This window comes from Agromyces sp. P2_B3 (assembly GCF_056404815.1).
This window is the reverse complement of sequence record NZ_JBFUDH010000003.1, coordinates 71,701-87,737: the sequence shown is the minus strand read 5'-3', so window position 1 is coordinate 87,737 and position 16,037 is coordinate 71,701. Positions and strand designations below refer to the sequence as shown.

The 16,037-nt window shown below is 70.4% G+C and carries 13 protein-coding genes; 10 read left to right on the top strand and 3 right to left on the bottom strand.

Annotation, left to right across the window (positions count from 1 at the left end):
- Window positions 1–94: 94 nt before the first annotated feature.
- The 3 genes from secD (at window position 95) to AC1DZA_RS05995 (ending at window position 5,054) form a co-directional block, all read left to right on the top strand.
- On the top strand, window positions 95–1,711 hold the full coding sequence (secD, locus tag AC1DZA_RS06005) for a protein translocase subunit SecD (RefSeq protein ID WP_476762409.1): 1,617 nt from the start codon (window positions 95–97) through the stop codon (window positions 1,709–1,711).
- Window positions 1,711–2,730: a protein translocase subunit SecF gene (gene secF / locus AC1DZA_RS06000; RefSeq protein WP_476762405.1), complete on the top strand. Its 1,020-nt coding sequence runs from the start codon at window positions 1,711–1,713 to the stop codon at window positions 2,728–2,730. The genes secD and secF overlap by 1 nt, the downstream gene beginning before the upstream one ends.
- Window positions 2,731–2,801: 71 nt before the next feature.
- The gene (locus tag AC1DZA_RS05995; protein ID WP_476762406.1) at window positions 2,802–5,054 is read left to right on the top strand and encodes a RelA/SpoT family protein; all 2,253 of its coding nucleotides are present in this window, start codon (window positions 2,802–2,804) and stop codon (window positions 5,052–5,054) included.
- Here AC1DZA_RS05995 and AC1DZA_RS05990 read toward each other — a convergent pair.
- The 3 genes from AC1DZA_RS05990 to AC1DZA_RS05980 form a co-directional block, all read right to left on the bottom strand.
- Window positions 5,033–5,653 (bottom strand): type IV toxin-antitoxin system AbiEi family antitoxin, encoded by a 621-nt coding sequence (locus AC1DZA_RS05990; RefSeq protein ID WP_476772062.1) that lies wholly within the window; start codon window positions 5,651–5,653, stop codon window positions 5,033–5,035. The two genes, AC1DZA_RS05995 and AC1DZA_RS05990, sit on opposite strands and share 22 nt — an antisense overlap.
- 107 nt (window positions 5,654–5,760) lie before the next feature.
- Window positions 5,761–6,993, bottom strand: a complete 1,233-nt coding sequence (locus tag AC1DZA_RS05985; protein WP_476772061.1) for a DUF349 domain-containing protein — start codon at window positions 6,991–6,993, stop codon at window positions 5,761–5,763.
- 111 nt (window positions 6,994–7,104) lie between these two features.
- A complete protein-coding gene (locus tag AC1DZA_RS05980; protein WP_476772060.1) occupies window positions 7,105–7,896 on the bottom strand; it encodes a peptidylprolyl isomerase in 792 nt (263 codons plus the stop codon).
- Window positions 7,897–8,031: 135 nt separating this feature from the next.
- On the opposite strand from AC1DZA_RS05980, the gene AC1DZA_RS05975 reads away from it, so the two are divergent.
- The 7 genes from AC1DZA_RS05975 to AC1DZA_RS05945 all read left to right on the top strand — a co-directional run bounded on the left by AC1DZA_RS05975 (window position 8,032) and on the right by AC1DZA_RS05945 (window position 16,021).
- Window positions 8,032–9,459, top strand: a complete 1,428-nt coding sequence (locus AC1DZA_RS05975; protein ID WP_476772059.1) for a replication-associated recombination protein A — start codon at window positions 8,032–8,034, stop codon at window positions 9,457–9,459.
- Window positions 9,460–9,653: 194 nt separating this feature from the next.
- The gene (rpsD, locus tag AC1DZA_RS05970) at window positions 9,654–10,277 is read left to right on the top strand and encodes a 30S ribosomal protein S4 (RefSeq protein WP_159605795.1); all 624 of its coding nucleotides are present in this window, start codon (window positions 9,654–9,656) and stop codon (window positions 10,275–10,277) included.
- A gap of 88 nt (window positions 10,278–10,365) precedes the next feature.
- Entirely contained in the window at window positions 10,366–10,617 is a 252-nt protein-coding gene (locus AC1DZA_RS05965; protein ID WP_309978853.1) for a hypothetical protein, read from the top strand.
- 52 nt (window positions 10,618–10,669) lie between these two features.
- Window positions 10,670–13,327 carry an alanine--tRNA ligase gene (gene alaS, locus AC1DZA_RS05960; RefSeq protein WP_476772058.1) on the top strand — a complete coding sequence of 886 codons (2,658 nt, stop codon included), beginning with the start codon at window positions 10,670–10,672 and terminating at the stop codon, window positions 13,325–13,327.
- Between the two features lie 3 nt (window positions 13,328–13,330).
- Window positions 13,331–13,807: a Holliday junction resolvase RuvX gene (gene ruvX / locus AC1DZA_RS05955; protein WP_476772057.1), complete on the top strand. Its 477-nt coding sequence runs from the start codon at window positions 13,331–13,333 to the stop codon at window positions 13,805–13,807.
- Window positions 13,804–15,177 (top strand): endolytic transglycosylase MltG, encoded by a 1,374-nt coding sequence (gene mltG / locus AC1DZA_RS05950; protein ID WP_476772056.1) that lies wholly within the window; start codon window positions 13,804–13,806, stop codon window positions 15,175–15,177. The genes ruvX and mltG overlap by 4 nt, the downstream gene beginning before the upstream one ends.
- Window positions 15,170–16,021, top strand: coding sequence for a shikimate dehydrogenase (locus AC1DZA_RS05945; RefSeq protein ID WP_476772055.1), 852 nt, complete (start codon window positions 15,170–15,172; stop codon window positions 16,019–16,021). The genes mltG and AC1DZA_RS05945 overlap by 8 nt, the downstream gene beginning before the upstream one ends.
- Window positions 16,022–16,037: the final 16 nt, after the last annotated feature.

Here is a 16,037-nt window from a genome sequence, read left to right as displayed (position 1 = left end):
ATCCCGGCCGACCCCCGTTCGCAAGGCATGGAGATCGCTCACCTGGCTCGGCGTGATCATCGTCGGGCTGTTCGCGATCAACGCGGCCGGCGTGATGTGGGGCGGCGGGTCCTGGACCCCCAAGCTCGCGCTCGACCTCGAGGGCGGCACGCAGATCATCCTCGAGCCCAAGGTCGAGTCGGGCGCCTCCGTCTCGCAGGAGCAGCTCGACCAGGCGGTCTCGATCATCCGCCAGCGTGTCGACGCGTCGGGTGTCGCCGAGGCCGAGATCAACACCGAGGGGTCGAACGTCGTCGTCCGCATCCCGGGTGAGCTCGACGAGCAGACCCGCGACCGCATCGAGTCCTCGGCCAAACTCGAGCTGCGCGCCGTGCTGCTCGCGGATGCCGCGACGAACCAGGCGATCGACTCGACCGAGTCCCCGGCCCCGACGGAACCGGCCGAGGAGCTCGAGTCCACTCCGACCACCGAGCCGACGGACGGCAGCGACCCGGCGTGGGTCACCCCGGCGCTCCAGGACCAGTTCGACAACTTCGACTGCTCGAGCCTCGACGACGCCGCGGCGAACGTCGCTCCGGCCGACGAACCGCTCGTCACCTGCGACGTCAGCCGAACGGCGAAGTACCTGCTCGGCCCGGTCGAGGCGAGTGGCGAGAACATCGTCAACGCGACCAACGGCATGGTCACCACGCAGACTGGTGCCAGCACCGGTCAGTGGGCAGTGAACATCCAGTTCGACCAGAAGGGCACCGAGGACTTCGGCGCGGTCAGCACCCGTCTCTTCGGGCTGCAGGGCCAGTCGCCGCGCGACCAGTTCGCGTTCGTCCTCGACGGCGCCGTGCTGACGGCTCCCCAGATGAACGGCGCCATCACCGATGGTCGCCCGCAGATCACAGGGAGCTTCACGCAGGAGTCGTCCAAGTCGCTCGCCGACCAGCTGAAGTTCGGCGCCCTGCCGCTCAGCTTCACCGTGCAGTCCTCCGACACGATCTCGGCGACGCTCGGCACCTCGCAGCTCCAGTCGGGCCTCATCGCGGGGCTCATCGGCCTCATCCTGGTCGTGATCTACACGCTGTTCCAATACCGGGCGCTCGGCTCGGTGACCATCGCGTCCCTGGCGATCGTCGGCCTGATCACCTACCTGGCGATCACGATCCTGTCGTGGCGTGAGGGGTACCGCCTCTCGCTCGCGGGCATCGCGGGCCTCATCGTCGCGATCGGATTCACGGCCGACTCGTTCATCGTGTACTTCGAACGCGTCCGCGACGAATTGCGCGACGGCCGCCCACTCGTCGGCGCCGTCGAGGCGGGCTGGAAGCGCGCCTTCCGCACGATCCTCGCGTCGAAGGGCGTCAACCTGCTCGCGGCCGTGGTGCTGTTCGTCCTCGCCGTCGGCAGCGTGAAGGGCTTCGCCTACACCCTCGGCCTCACGACGATCATCGACGTCCTCGTCGTGATCCTGTTCACCCACCCGATGCTGCAGCTGCTCGCGCAGACACGGTTCTTCTCCAGCGGCAATCCGTGGTCGGGCCTCGACCCGAACGCGCTCGGGGCGGTCTACCGCGGCCGTGCTGAGTTCCGCAAGCCGGTCGCCGTGCCCGCGGGCAAGGTCGCCTCGAGCGCACGAGAGGCGCAGAAGCGCCAGACCATCGCAGAACGCAAGGCCACCGCAGGCGTCGGCAGCGGCTCGAGCGAAGGCAAGGAGTCCTGATGGCCAACCGGCTCACCACATTCGGCAACGACCTCTACACGGGCAAGCGCTCGTTCAACTTCGTCGGCGGCCGCAAGAAGTGGTACGCCATCGCCGGCGTGCTGATCATCCTCACGGTGCTGATCCCGGTGCTCCGCGGCGTCAACTTCAGCATCGAGTTCCGCGGCGGATCGCAGTTCCAGATCGCCGGCATCGAGAACGCCGAGCCGCAGCCGGCCATCGATGCCGTGGCATCCGTCGTCCCCGACGCCGATGCGCACGTCACGATCGTCGGCGGCACGGGCGTGCGCGTCCAGACCGACCAGCTCGAGCAGGCAGACTCGCTCGCCGTCGCCAACGCCCTGGCGGAGGCCTACGACGTCCCGGTGTCCGAGGTGACGTCGTCGTTCATCGGTCCGAGCTGGGGTGCGGATGTCACGAGGCAGGCGCTCCTCGGCCTCGGCGCGTTCCTGCTCCTCGCCGGCATCATCATGGCCCTGTACTTCCGCACCTGGAAGATGTCGCTCGCGGCCATCCTCGCCCTGATCGGCGACCTGATCGTCACCGTCGGGCTCTATGCGGCGGTCGGCTTCGAGATCAGCCCGGCGGCCACCATCGGCATCCTGACGATCCTGAGTTACTCGCTGTACGACACCGTCGTGGTGTTCGACAAGATCCGCGAGAACACGACCGAAGACGGACAGGAGTCCCGCCGCACGTTCGCGGAGTCGGTGAACCTCGCGGTGAACCAGACCCTGGTGCGCTCGATCAACACGAGCGTGGTGGCGGCGCTACCGGTCGCGGCGATCCTCTTCATCGGCGCCGGCGTGCTCGGCGCGGACACCCTGCGCGACATCTCGCTCGCCCTGCTCATCGGCATCCTCGTCGGCACCTGGTCGACCGTGTTCATCGCCGCGCCGCTGTACTCGCAGCTGCGCGAGGGCGAGCCGGCGATCCATCGACACGACCAGAAGGTGCTGAAGGAGCGCGAGCGCGCAGCGGCCGTCGTCCGCGACGCCGAGGCGCTGCCCACGGCGTGATGTTCGCCTCAGGCGAGAGTGGCACGGAAGACCTCGCAGAGCGGCGATAATTGAGTTCTGGAGGTGCGCGCATGACCGAAGCGGGAGTCAACTCGACCGCTTCGCTGCGCCGCCTGGTTCCTCGGATCTTCTCGAAGGCGCAGCCGTCGGGTGCGGTCGAGACCCTCATGCGCACGGTGCGGATGCACCATCCGAAGGCCGATCTCGGGCTGATCGAGCGGGCGTACACCGTCGCCGAGCGCGCCCACGAGGGTCAGAAGCGCAAGAGCGGCGAGCCGTACATCACCCATCCGATCGCCGTCGCGCAGATCCTCGCCGACCTCGGCATCGGCTCGAAGACGGTCGCCGCGGCACTGCTGCACGACACGGTCGAAGACACGGCGTACACGCTCGACCAGGTCCGCGCCGACTTCGGTGACGAGATCGCGATGCTCGTCGACGGGGTCACCAAGCTCGACAAGGTGAAGTACGGCGACTCGACCCAGGCCGAGACGGTCCGCAAGATGATCGTCGCGATGTCGAAGGACATCCGCGTCCTCATCATCAAACTGGCCGACCGGCTCCACAACGCCCGCACCTGGGGGTTCGTGCCGGCCGCGTCCGCCTCGCGCAAGGCCACCGAGACCCTCGAGATCTACGCGCCGTTGGCCCATCGGCTCGGCATCCAGGCGATCAAGTGGGAGCTCGAGGACCTCTCGTTCGCCGTGCTGTACCCGAAGCTCTACGCCGAGATCGAGAGTCTCGTGCGCCAGCGCACTCCGCAGCGCGAGGAGTTCGTGCAGAACGTCATCGACCTCGTCGGTGAAGACCTCAAGGCCTCCAAGATCCGCGGCAAGGTCATGGGCCGGCCGAAGCAGTACTACTCGATCTACCAGAAGATGATCGTGCGCGGACGCGACTTCGATGAGATCTACGACCTCGTCGGCATCCGGGTGCTCGTGAACTCGGTGCGCGACTGCTATGCGGTCCTGGGCTCCATCCACGCACGGTGGACGCCGCTGCCCGGCCGGTTCAAGGACTACATCGCCACGCCCAAGTTCAACCTCTACCAGTCGTTGCACACGACCGTCATCGGTCCCAAGGGTCGTGCGGTCGAGATCCAGATCCGCACCCACGACATGCACCAGCGCGCGGAGTACGGTGTCGCGGCGCACTGGAAGTACAAGGAGCGGATGAACTCGGGGCGCACCACCGACGCCCAGAACGCCAACGACACCGACATGGCGTGGCTCGCGCACATCTCCGACTGGCAGGCCGAGACGGCCGATCCGGGGGAGTTCCTCGACTCGCTCCGCTTCGAGATCGGCGCGAAGGAGGTCTACGTCTTCACGCCGAAGGGCCGGGTGATCGGGCTCCCGTCGGGTGCGACCCCCGTGGACTTCGCCTACGCGGTGCACACCGAGGTGGGGCACCGCACCATGGGCGCGAAGGTCAACGGCCGCCTCGTGCCGCTCGAGAGCGAGCTCTCCAGCGGCGACGTCGTCGAGGTGTTCACGTCGAAGAACCCCGACTCCGGTCCGAGCAAGGACTGGCTGACCTTCGTCAAGAGCCCTCGCGCCCGCAACAAGATCCGCCAGTGGTTCACCAAGGAGCGCCGCGACGAGGCCATCGAGCAGGGCCGCGACGCGATCGCCCGCGCGATGCGCAAGCAGAACCTCCCGCTCCAGAAGCTCATGAGCCAGGAGTCGTTCGCCGAGGTGGCCGCCCAACTGCGGTACGACGACGTTTCCTCGCTGTACGCCGCGGTCGGAGAGGGACACGTCTCGACGCAGTCGGTGCTCGAGAAGGTCGTCGCCCTCGTGCGCGACGTCGACGAGGGGGACGAGCCCGACCTGCCCATCCCGGTGCGGTCGCGCCCACTGCCGCGGAACTCCGACTCGGGCGTGCTGGTGCGCGGTGCGCCCGACATCCTCGTGAAGCTCGCGCGCTGCTGCACGCCCGTGCCGGGCGACGAGATCGTCGGCTTCATCACCCGCGGCTCGGGCGTCTCGGTGCACCAGGCCAACTGCCACAACGTGCAGTCCCTCATGAACGAGCCCGAGCGCATGATCGACGTGGAATGGGCGCCGAGTTCCAAGAGCCTCTTCCTCGTGCAGATCCAGATCGAGGCGCTCGACCGGGCCGGCCTGCTGTCGGACGTCACCCGTGTGCTCTCCGAGCACCACGTGAACATCCTCTCGGCCAACGTGTCCACTTCGACCGATCGGCTCGCGCTCAGCCGGTTCGTGTTCGAGATGGGGGACACGACCCACCTCGACCGGGTCCTCAATGCGGTCCGTCGCATCGATGCCGTGTACGACGTCTATCGCGTGAGCGACGGCTGACCCACCGGAGCACCGGCCACGACCGGTCGGACGCGAGCAGCGGACGCTCCGAGGCAGGCCTCGACGCGACCGAGACGCGCCAGCGCGGCTGAGCGGTAGGGCATCCGGACCGCCGCCTGGAGCTTCGCTGCCAGCTCGTCGAGGAGCGCCCGGCGTGTCTCGAAGAGGGCCGCGGTGACCTCGACGGACGCGTCGTCGGGGAGGCCCGGGTCGCGGAGCAGGTCGAAGCCGGTGCGCACGACCGACGTGCACCGCACGCCACCGAGTCGGATGACCTCACCGTCGTCGATGCGGACCTCGCGGACCGTGGCCCGTCGCTCGGCGAACACCGCGATGCGCGCGCTCAGGGGCACGCAGAACTGGGCGATCGAGGGCGGAACGTCGACGGCCCCGTGGACCCAGGCGGCTGAGAGGCGCTCGATGATCAGCGCACGGGGAACACGCAAGGCGAGGGCGGCCGCTCGGAACTCGGGTAGGTCGGGCTCGTCGACCGGTGCCCATCCGTCGTCGATCGCGAACAGCTCGCCGTCGAGCCGTGCGGCGCACAGCTCAGCGAGGGGCAGATGGTCGGTGCCGAGCACCGCGGGAAGCCTGGCCATGACGCCCATGCTGCGGCATCCGGCACCGCGCGATCGACCAGGACCGTCATCTGTGGAGAACGCGCGCCCCGATCCGGGACGCGCGTTCGAGTCGTTCGGTGGTCAGCTCAGCCGCCGACGGCCTTCAGCCACGCGCGACGGGCGTCGAGTGCCTCCCGGGCCGAGGCGATCGCCCGCTCGTCGCCGGCCGACTCGGCTGCCGCGAGCTCGGCCTCGAGCTTCGCGATGGCGTCCTGGAGCTGGCCCAGCATGCCCTCGGAGCGCGCCTTCTTCTCGGGGTCCTCGCGCTGCCAGCGCTCGTCCTCGAGGGAGCGCACGTGATTCTCGACCTTGCGCAGCCGATCCTCGATAGGGCGCACCTGGTCGCGGGGCACGCGGCCGAGGTCATCCCAGCTGCGCTGGATGCGGTTGAGGGCGGCGCGAGCGGCCTTAGGGTCGGACTCCGTGAGGAGCTTCTCGGCCTCCTCGAGGAGCGCCAGTTTCTCGGTGAGGTTCGCCCGGTAGGACTCGTCCTCCTGCGCGTCGACCTCCGCCTTGGCCTGGAAGAGCACGTCGCCCGCGGCCTTGAACTTGGCCCAGAGCGCGTCGTCGACCTTCTTGCCGGCTCGTCCGGCGAGCTTCCACTCGTCGAGCAGGGATCGGTAGTCGGCGACGGCGTCGGCCCCGCGCGGAGCCAGTGCCTCTGCGCGCTCGATGAGCTGCTGCTTTCGCGTGCGAACGTCGCGGTGGGCGGCGTCGAGCTCGGCGAAGAACGCCTTTCGGTGCTGCTCGATGATCGAGCGCGCGGCACGGAACCGCTTCCACAGCTCGTTCGCCTCGTTCTTGGGCAGGCGGGGTCCGTCCTGCTGGTGGCGCTGCCAGCTCGCGAAGAGCGCGTCGAGCTCGGCGGTCGCCTGCTTCCACTGCGTCTTCGCGGGATCCTGGGCGGCGAGCGCCTCTGCCTGCTCGACGATGCGGGTGCGCTCGGCGATCGCCTCGCCGAGCGCGGCCTTCGCCTCGGCCTGCTGCTGCTCGGTCAGCTCCTTCGTGGTGCCCGAGAGCGCCTCGAGTCGCCGCGACAGGGAGTCGAGATCGCCGACGGCGTGGGCGTCGGCGACCGAGCTGCGGAGGTTCGTGACCGCCTTGGCGACGTCGGCCGCAGGTGCGCCGCGCCGGACCCGCTGCTCCAGCAGTCCGACCTGGCCGGCGAGATCGGCGTACTTGCGCTCGAAGTAGGCGAGCGCCTCCTCGGGTGTCGCGTCGGGGTACTGTCCGACCTCTCGCTCACCGTCGCTGGTGCGCACGAAGACGGTGCCCGTCTCGTCGACGCGGCCCCACGGTTGCTGCTCTGAATCGGTCACGGCCTCACCCTGTCGTGGTCGGATGCCGCCCACTGGGCGGCGATGACGGCATCAAGCCTATTGCACCGCTCGAGGGCGGCGCCGTGCACCGCGCGTCGGCGACGCGGGTCGTCACTGGATCGTGAACCCCGTGATCGTCACGGGCACCGCGGGCGCGCCGTCGGTGCCGCCGTCGGCGGTGCCGGCGTCGGTGACGCCCGCCTTCAGCTGGTCGAGCCCGCTCGTGACCTGGCCGACGACGGTGTACCCGCCGGCCTCGTCGGGCGTGAGCGTGGTGTCTTCATAGACGATGAAGAACTGGCTGCCCTGGCTGTACCCGTTCTGCTGCTGGCGCGCCATCGCGATGGTGCCGGCGGGATAGACGCCGTCGGCCGGGGCGTTCTCGACGGGACCGTAGCTGTACCCGGGGCCGCCGGTGCCGTCGCCCGCGGGGTCGCCGCACTGCAGCACCCAGATGTTCTCACGCGTCAGGCGGTGGCAGCTGGTGCCGTCGTAGAAGCCCGACTGGATGAGGCTGATCTCGCTGGAGACGGCCTGGGGCGCCGCGGCGCCGTCGAGCTCGACGCCGAGCGGGATGTCGTTGAGGGTGAGGGTGCCCGTCCACGTGCGACCCTCGGCGAGGTCGGCCGAGGGGACGTCGCCCTGGTTCTCGCCGGCGGGGGCGGTCGCCTCGGGGGTCGGCGTCGCCGTGGGCGTCGGCTCGGCGGCCGGTGCCCCCGGTCCGCCGCTGAAGTAGAACAGCTGGGCGGCGGTCGCGAGCGTGAGCACCACGACGAGCGCGATCACGGCGATGACGTTGTCCCTGGTGCGGCGGCGCTGCTTGCGGACGTGCACTTCCTGGCGGGCCTGGTACGTGCGGAGGCGCGCACGTTCCTCACGCGCCTGACGGTCGTTCGATGCCACGCATGCTCCTTCTCGGGACTCCTGCGAGCCGACTCTACGCACCCGCCGCGGTCGGCACCAATCGCGCGTGCGATGCGGTTCGCCGCCCGCCGGGCGCCGACTTCGCTGTCGGATGCCGCGGCTACGCTTGAGGGCATGGTGGACTCCAGCCCGGGGCTGCGCTCCGGCGCGACGCCGCTCGCCGTGCGCATGCGGCCGACGAGCCTCGACGAGGTGGCGGGACAGCGTCACCTGCTCACGCCCGGCTCGCCGCTCGTGGCCCTCGCCGGGGACCGCACCGGGGAGTCCGGCTCGGTCTCGGTGATCCTCTGGGGTCCGCCCGGCACGGGCAAGACCACGCTCGCGCAGGCCATCGCCCGCTCGTCCGGGCGCAAGTTCGTCGAGCTCTCCGCGGTCACGGCCGGCGTGCGCGATGTGCGACAGGTCATGGAGGAGGCGCGGGCGAGCCGCGACCTCTACGGCCTCTCCACGGTGCTCTTCCTCGACGAGATCCACCGCTTCACCAAGGCGCAGCAGGACGCGCTGCTGCCCGGCGTCGAGAACGGCTGGGTCATCCTCGTGGCGGCGACGACCGAGAACCCGTCGTTCTCCGTCATCTCGCCGCTGCTGTCGCGGTCGCTCCTGCTGACGCTCGAACTGCTCACCGATGACGACCTCGGCGTGCTCGTCGACCGAGCCGTCGCCGATCCGCGTGGCCTCGCGGGCGCCGTCGAGCTCGACCCCGAGGCGCGCGCGGCGATCATCCGGCTGGCCTCGGGCGACGCGCGCCGTGCGCTCACCGCCCTCGAGGCGGCATCCGTCGCGGCGGCGCAGATGACCGCGACCACGAGCGCGGGCGATGACGATCCCGATGCCGTCGACGTCACCGACGCGAACGGCGACGTCGACGACCCCGAGGCAGCGGATGCCGCGACGCCGGCCAAGCCGCTGATCACCGCCGACGTCGTGGCTCGCGCCGTCGACCGTGCACTGCTCCGCTACGACCGCAACGGCGACGAGCACTACGACGTCATCAGCGCCTTCATCAAGTCGGTGCGGGGCAGCGACGTCGACGCGGCGCTGCACTACCTCGCGCGCATGATCGAGGCCGGCGAGGATCCCCGGTTCATCGCCCGCCGCATCATCGTGCTCGCCTCGGAGGACATCGGCATGGCCGACCCCACTGCGCTCGGCGTGGCCGTGTCGGCGGCCGACGCCGTGCAGTACATCGGCATGCCCGAGGGGCGGATCCCGCTCGCGCAGGCCGTGGTGCACCTCGCGACCGCGCCGAAGTCGAATGCCGCCTACCTCGGCATCGACCGCGCGATCGCCGACGTGCGCGAGGGTCGCGCCGGGCGCGTCCCCAAGCACCTCCGCGACGCCCACTACCCGGGGGCGAAGCGACTCGGCCACGGCAAGGGCTACGTGTATCCGCACGACGACGCGATCGGCGTCGTGCAGCAGGAGTACCTGCCCGCAGAACTGCGCGGCGCCACCTACTACCAGCCGACCGAGCACGGAAACGAGCGCGAGGTGTCGGCACGGCTGGCGAAGCTGCGCCGCATCGTGCGCGGCGAACGCTGACGTCGGGCCTCCGAGGCCGGGCGTGATAGCATATCCCTCGGCCTGAAGCCAGATTCCCGAGCGCGGCTGCGAGGGAATCACCGGCGAGCGGGTGCGATCTGTAGCCGATCCACCCTTGGCGAATCCCTCTGACACAGACTTCCGGCGCACGAACGCGCCGCGAGTTCACTTGAGATTCTTCCGAAAGGACATTCGTGTCGAACCAGTCACGCAGCAAGACCCGCCTCTCCCGCGCGCTCGGCGTCGCCCTCACCCCGAAGGCCGCCAAGTACATGGAGAAGCGCCCCTACGCTCCCGGTGAGCACGGACGCACCAAGCGCAAGCAGGACTCCGACTACGCCGTGCGCCTCCGCGAGAAGCAGCGTCTCCGCGCCCAGTACGGCATCCGCGAGAAGCAGCTCCGCATCGCGTTCAACGAGGCTCGCCGCACCGACGGCCTGACCGGTGAGAACCTGGTCGAGCTGCTCGAGATGCGCCTCGACGCCCTCGTGCTCCGCGCCGGCTTCGCCCGCACCATCGCGCAGGCCCGCCAGTTCGTCGTGCACCGTCACATCCTCGTCGACGGCCAGATCGTCGACCGCCCCTCGTTCCGCGTGAAGCCGGGCCAGACCATCGGCGTCAAGCAGCGCTCCGAGGGCACCGAGCCCTTCCAGGTCGCCGCGGCCGGCGGTCACGTCGACGTGCTCCCCAAGCTCCCCGGCTACCTCGAGGTCGAGCTCGACACGCTCCAGGCCCAGCTCCTGCGTCGCCCCAAGCGCGCCGAGGTGCCCGTGACCTGTGACGTCCAGCTCGTCGTCGAGTACTACGCCGCTCGCTGAGCAGCTTGCATTCGGACCGGGGGTCGCGGGGGTTTCCCGCGGCCCCCGTTCCGTCTCCCGGGGCATCCGACCGCACTAGAATGTCAGGATGCGTGCCGGGCGGGACTCGCGCGGCGAGATCGGTCAGAGGGAGCACTTCGTGAAGAGCATCGTGTGGTTCGCCGTCGGCGTCGCTGCGGGCTTCGTGGCCGCCCACCAGGTCAACCAGACCGCACAGGGCCGTGAGTTCTTCTCGTCGGTCGACGCCAAGGCCAGGGCCTTCGGCAAGGCGATCGCCGAGGGCTACCACGAGCGCGATGCCGAGCTGCGCGCCGCGGGCGACGCGCCCGCCGCGCGCTGATCCGGCTCCTCGACCCAGCGCGGCCGCACGGCCGCTGAACCAGAACGGAACCATGCAGACTGCAGACATCCGCCAGCGCTGGCTGGACTTCTTCGCCGCGCGCGGCCACACGGTCGTGCCCTCGGCGTCGCTCGTGTCCGACGATCCCACGCTGCTCTTCACGGTCGCCGGGATGGTGCCGTTCGTGCCCTACCTCACCGGCCTCGTGCCCTCGCCCTATCCGCGCGCAACGAGCGTGCAGAAGTGCATCCGCACGAACGACATCGAGGAAGTCGGCAAGACGCCCCGCCACGGCACGTTCTTCCAGATGAACGGCAACTTCTCCTTCGGCGACTACTTCAAGGAGGGCGCCATCAGCATGGCGTGGGAGCTGCTCACCACGCCCGAGTCCGAGGGCGGCTACGGCTTCGCCCCCGACGACCTCTGGGTCACCGTCTACAAGGACGACGACGAGGCCATCGAGCTCTGGAAGAAGGTCGCGGGGCTTCCCGAGGAGCGGATCCAGCGCCTCGACAAGGACACGAACTACTGGCACACCGGCCAGCCCGGCCCCGCCGGACCGTGCTCCGAGATCTTCTTCGACCGCGGCCCCGCGTACGGCATCGACGGCGGTCCGGCGACCGACGACGACCGCTACGTCGAGATCTGGAACCTGGTCTTCATGCAGTACCTCATCGACGACGTGAAGTCGAAGACGGACTTCCGCATCGTCCGTGAGCTGCCGAAGAAGAACATCGACACCGGCATGGGCCTCGAGCGCGTCGCCTTCATCAAGCAGGGCGTCGAGAACATGTACGAGATCGACCAGGTCCGCCCGGTGCTCGACCGTGCCGCGGAGCTGTCGGGTCGCACGTACGGCGCCGACCACGAGGACGACGTCCGCATGCGGGTCATCGCCGACCACATCCGCTCGTCGCTCATGCTCATGAGCGACGGGGTGAGCCCGTCGAACGAGGGCCGCGGCTACATCCTGCGCCGGCTGCTGCGCCGCAGCATCCGTGCGATGCGACTGCTCGGCGTCGAGGGGCCGACGTTCCGCGAGCTGTTCGCCGCGTCGCGCGACGCGATGAAGGCGGCGTATCCCGAGGTCGCACGCGACTACGCGCACATCGAGCAGCTCGCGCTCGGCGAGGAGGAGACCTTCCTGCGCACGCTCGCGGCGGGCACCTCGATCCTCGACGTCGCGGTCGCGTCCACGAAGCAGTCGGGGCGGGCGGAGCTCGCCGGCGACACCGCGTTCCTGCTGCACGACACCTACGGGTTCCCGATCGAGCTCACGCTCGAGATGGCCGACGAGGCGGGCCTCGCGGTCGACCGGGTCGCCTTCGACGAGCTCATGACGGCGCAGCGCACCCGGGCGAAGGCCGACGCGAAGTCCAAGAAGAAGGTGCTCGCCGACCTCTCGGTGTACGGCGAGTTCCGCGCCAAGGGCGAGACGATCTTCACCGGGTACACCGAGCTGACCACGGAGTCCACCGTGCTCGGCCTCCTGGTCGACGGCCGGCCCGTGCCGGTTGCGACCGCAGGGCAGACCGCCGAGGTCATCCTGGGCGAGACGTCCCTCTACGCGGAGTCCGGCGGCCAGGCACCCGACCAGGGCCGCATCGTCGGCGACGGCTACGAGCTCGAGGTCCTCGACGTGCAGAAGCCGGTCAAGGGCCTCATCAGCCACACGGTGAAGGTCACCTCCGGCGAGGTCGGCGTGGGCGCACCCGCGACCACGCTCGTCGACGAGGACTACCGCCGCGGCGCGACGCAGGCGCACTCGGGCACGCACCTCGTGCACGCCGCGCTCCGTCAGGTCCTCGGCCCGAACGCCCACCAGTCCGGCTCCTACAACAAGGCGGGCTACCTGCGCCTCGACTACGGCTGGAACTCGGCGCTGTCGGCCGAGACGCGCAGTGAGATCGAGGAGATCTCCAACAACGCGATCCGTGACAACCTGCAGGTCGTCACCCGTGAGATGCCGCTCGACGAGGCGAAGAGCCTCGGCGCGATGGCACTGTTCGGCGAGAAGTACGGCGACGTCGTGCGCGTCGTCGACATCGGCGGTCCGTGGTCGAGGGAGCTCTGCGCGGGCACCCACGTGTCCACGAGCTCCGAGGTCGGCATGATCAACATCGTCGGCGAGTCGTCGGTCGGCGCCTCGAACCGACGCGTCGAGTCGCTCGTCGGCATGGACGCGTTCCGCCGGTTCGCGGCCGAGCGCGCGCTCGTCTCCGAGCTCACCGCCAACCTGAAGACGCGGCCCGAACAGCTCGTCGACCGCGTCGGCGAGCTCGTCTCGAGCCTCAAGGCGGCCGAGAAGCGCATCGCGCAGTTCGAGGCGAAGGCGCTCGGCGACCGCGTTCCGGCCCTCGCCGCCAACGCCGTGCGCTCGGGAGACGTGCTCGTCGTGGCCGAGCACGTGGGGCAGCTCGGCTCGGGCGACGAGGTGCGGTCGCTCGCGACCGCCGTGCGCGGGAAGCTCGGCGACGCGGCATCCGTGGTCGCGCTCACGGCCGAGGTCGGCGGCAAGCCGGTCGCGATCGTCGCCACCTCTCCCGGCGCCCGCGAGGCGGGCGCGAACGCAGGCGCGCTCGCGAAGGCGATGGCGGCGGTGCTCGGCGGCGGTGGCGGTGGAAAGCCCGACCTCGCGCAGGGCGGCGGCAGCGACGTGTCGGCGATCCCCGCCGCGCTCGACGCCGTGCGACGCGAGCTCGCCCGATAGACCATGCGCCAGGGAGCGAGGCTCGGCATCGACGTCGGGCGGGCACGCATCGGCGTCGCGCGGTGCGACGCGGGCGGCCTGCTGGCGGTACCGGTCGAGACCGTCCAGCGTGCCGCCGACGGCGATGCCGACGTGCGCCGGATCCTCGAGCTGGCCGACGAGTTCGGCGCCATCGAGCTCGTCGTCGGCAATCCGCTCTCGCTCTCGGGCGCGGCCACGGCGTCGACCGAGGATGCGATCGGCTTCGCCGGGCGTCTCGCCGCGGGCGGCGTCCCCGTACGACTGGTGGATGAGCGGCTCTCGACGGTGAGCGCACAGCAGGCCCTGCGAGCCACTGGCAAGTCGAGCCGCAGCCAGCGTCCCATCGTCGACCAAGTCGCAGCCGTTATCATTCTGCAACACGCCATCGACGCCGAGCGGGCCTTGGGTTCCGAGCCCGGACGCCTGCTCACGACAGACGAAGGGTCGTCCCACCTGTGACCCAGTTCCCCTCGGAGCCGCACGGATCCTCGACGGATCGCGCCGCGGTCGACTGGCATGCGCTGCTCGCCGGCGACGTCGACCCGACGCGCTCCCAGCAGGGCTCCGCAGGGGAGCCGTCCTCGCCCGAGCACGTCGCGGCCGCGCCCGACCGTCCCATGACCCGTCGGGAAGCGCGCGAGGCCGAGCAGCGCCGCGCCGCCGCGACGGAGGCCGAGGTGCTCGCCCCGGCCAAGCCGTCGCGCGCCGAGCGCCGCGCCGCGGCATCCGACTACGAGGTGCACGACCCCGAGCACACGAGGCGTCGCGGCCCATGGGGATGCCTCCTGGGACTCGTCGTCGTGGCCGCGCTCGTCGCGGGCGCCGTCTTCTTCCTGCAGGGGCCCATCAACGCCCTGATCGAGCGGTTCACCCCCGCTGCCGACTACACGGGCGCCGGAACCGGCGAGGTCGTCTTCATGATCCACGACGGCGAGACCGGCTCCGACATCGCCGAGAACCTCGTCGACGAGGGCGTGACCGCGTCCTACGACGCCTTCTACGACCTGCTCCTCGAGCAGTCGCCCGAGCCCGAGTTCCACCCGGGCGCCTACCAGTTGGCCGAGAAGATGAGCGCGCAGGCGGCGCTGGATGCGCTGACCGACCCCGCCAACAAGCTGGAGAACACCTTCGTCATCCCCGAGGGCACGGCGCTGCCCGACGTGCTCGTCGCGATCGCGGAGGGAACCGGCATCCCGATCGAGGAGCTCCAGGCCGCGGCCGCGGAGCCGCCCGCGAACTACGGGCTGCCCGTGGAAGCCACGAACCTCGAGGGCTTCCTCTTCCCGGCGACGTACACGCTCGATCCCGGCATCAACGCCCATGGCGTGCTGCAGACGCTCGTCGACCGCCAGTTCGAGGCGCTCGACGCCGCCGGCGTGCCCGCCGACCAGCGCTGGAGGACGATCGTGCTCGCCTCGATCGTGCAGCGCGAGGCAGGGTCGAACACCGAGGACTTCCCGAAGGTCGCCCGCGTGTTCCAGAACCGCCTCGACCAGGGCATGAACCTCGAATCCGATGCCACGGTCGCCTACGGCACGGGCAACACGCACACGGTGTGGACGACCGACGCGGAGCGCGCCGACGCCTCCAACCGCTACAACACCTACGCGAACCCCGGATTGCCGATCGGGCCGATCGGCAATCCCGGCGACGTCGCCATCAACGCGGCGATCCACCCGGCCGACGGCACCTGGCTGTTCTTCGTCCCCGTGAACCTCGCCACGGGCGAGACCGTGTTCTCGACGACCGTCGAGGAGCACGAGGCGGCCGTCGCGCAGCTCCAGGAGTGGTGCGCCGCCAGCGAGGAGAACGCGGCCTACTGTGAGTGACCCCGGCCCGGGTGGCGCGCCGCGCGCGGCTCGGCTGGCCGTGCTGGGATCGCCCATCTCGCACTCGAGGAGCCCGGCCCTGCACCGAGCGGCGTACGCCAGGCTCGGCCTGGACTGGGAGTACACCGCCATCGAGATGGACGGCGCCGGGCTGGCCGGGTTCCTCGACACGCGGGATGCCGCGTGGCGCGGGCTGTCGCTCACGATGCCGCTCAAGCAGGACGTGCTGCCCCTGCTCGACGAGCTCGACGAGATCGCACGGCTGACGAACGCGGCGAACACCGTGCTGCTCGCCGATGGGCTCCGACGGGGGTTCAACACGGATGTCGGCGGCATCGTCCGCGCCCTGCGCGACGCCGGCTGCGACCGCGCGGAGCACGGCCTGCTGCTCGGCGGGGGAGCGACCGCGGCGTCGGCCCTCGCCGCCATGGCCGAGCTCGGCGCGCAGTCGGTGGAGGTGCTCCTGCGCCGACCCGAGGCCGGCGGGGCGATCGCCGCCCTCGGGGCCGCCCTCGGCCTCCGGGTCGAGTTCCGGCCGATCGGCGACCTGCCCGCGATCGACGACGCCGACCTGGTGGTGAGCACCCTGCCCGGCGGCGCCGATCCCGGCGTTGCGGCATCCGTCCTGCTCAGGGAACGCACGCCGCTGCTCGACGTCGCGTACGCACCGTGGCCGACGACCCTCGCCTCGCAGTGGCTCGAGGCGGGCGGGACCGTGGTGCACGGGCTCGAGATGCTGCTGCACCAGGCGCTCCTGCAGGTGCGCATCTTCACGTCGGGGGATCCGCTCCGCGAGCTGCCCGACGAGGCCGCCGTCCTCGACGTCATGCGCCGTTCGCTCTGATCCGCCTGTGGAAGGA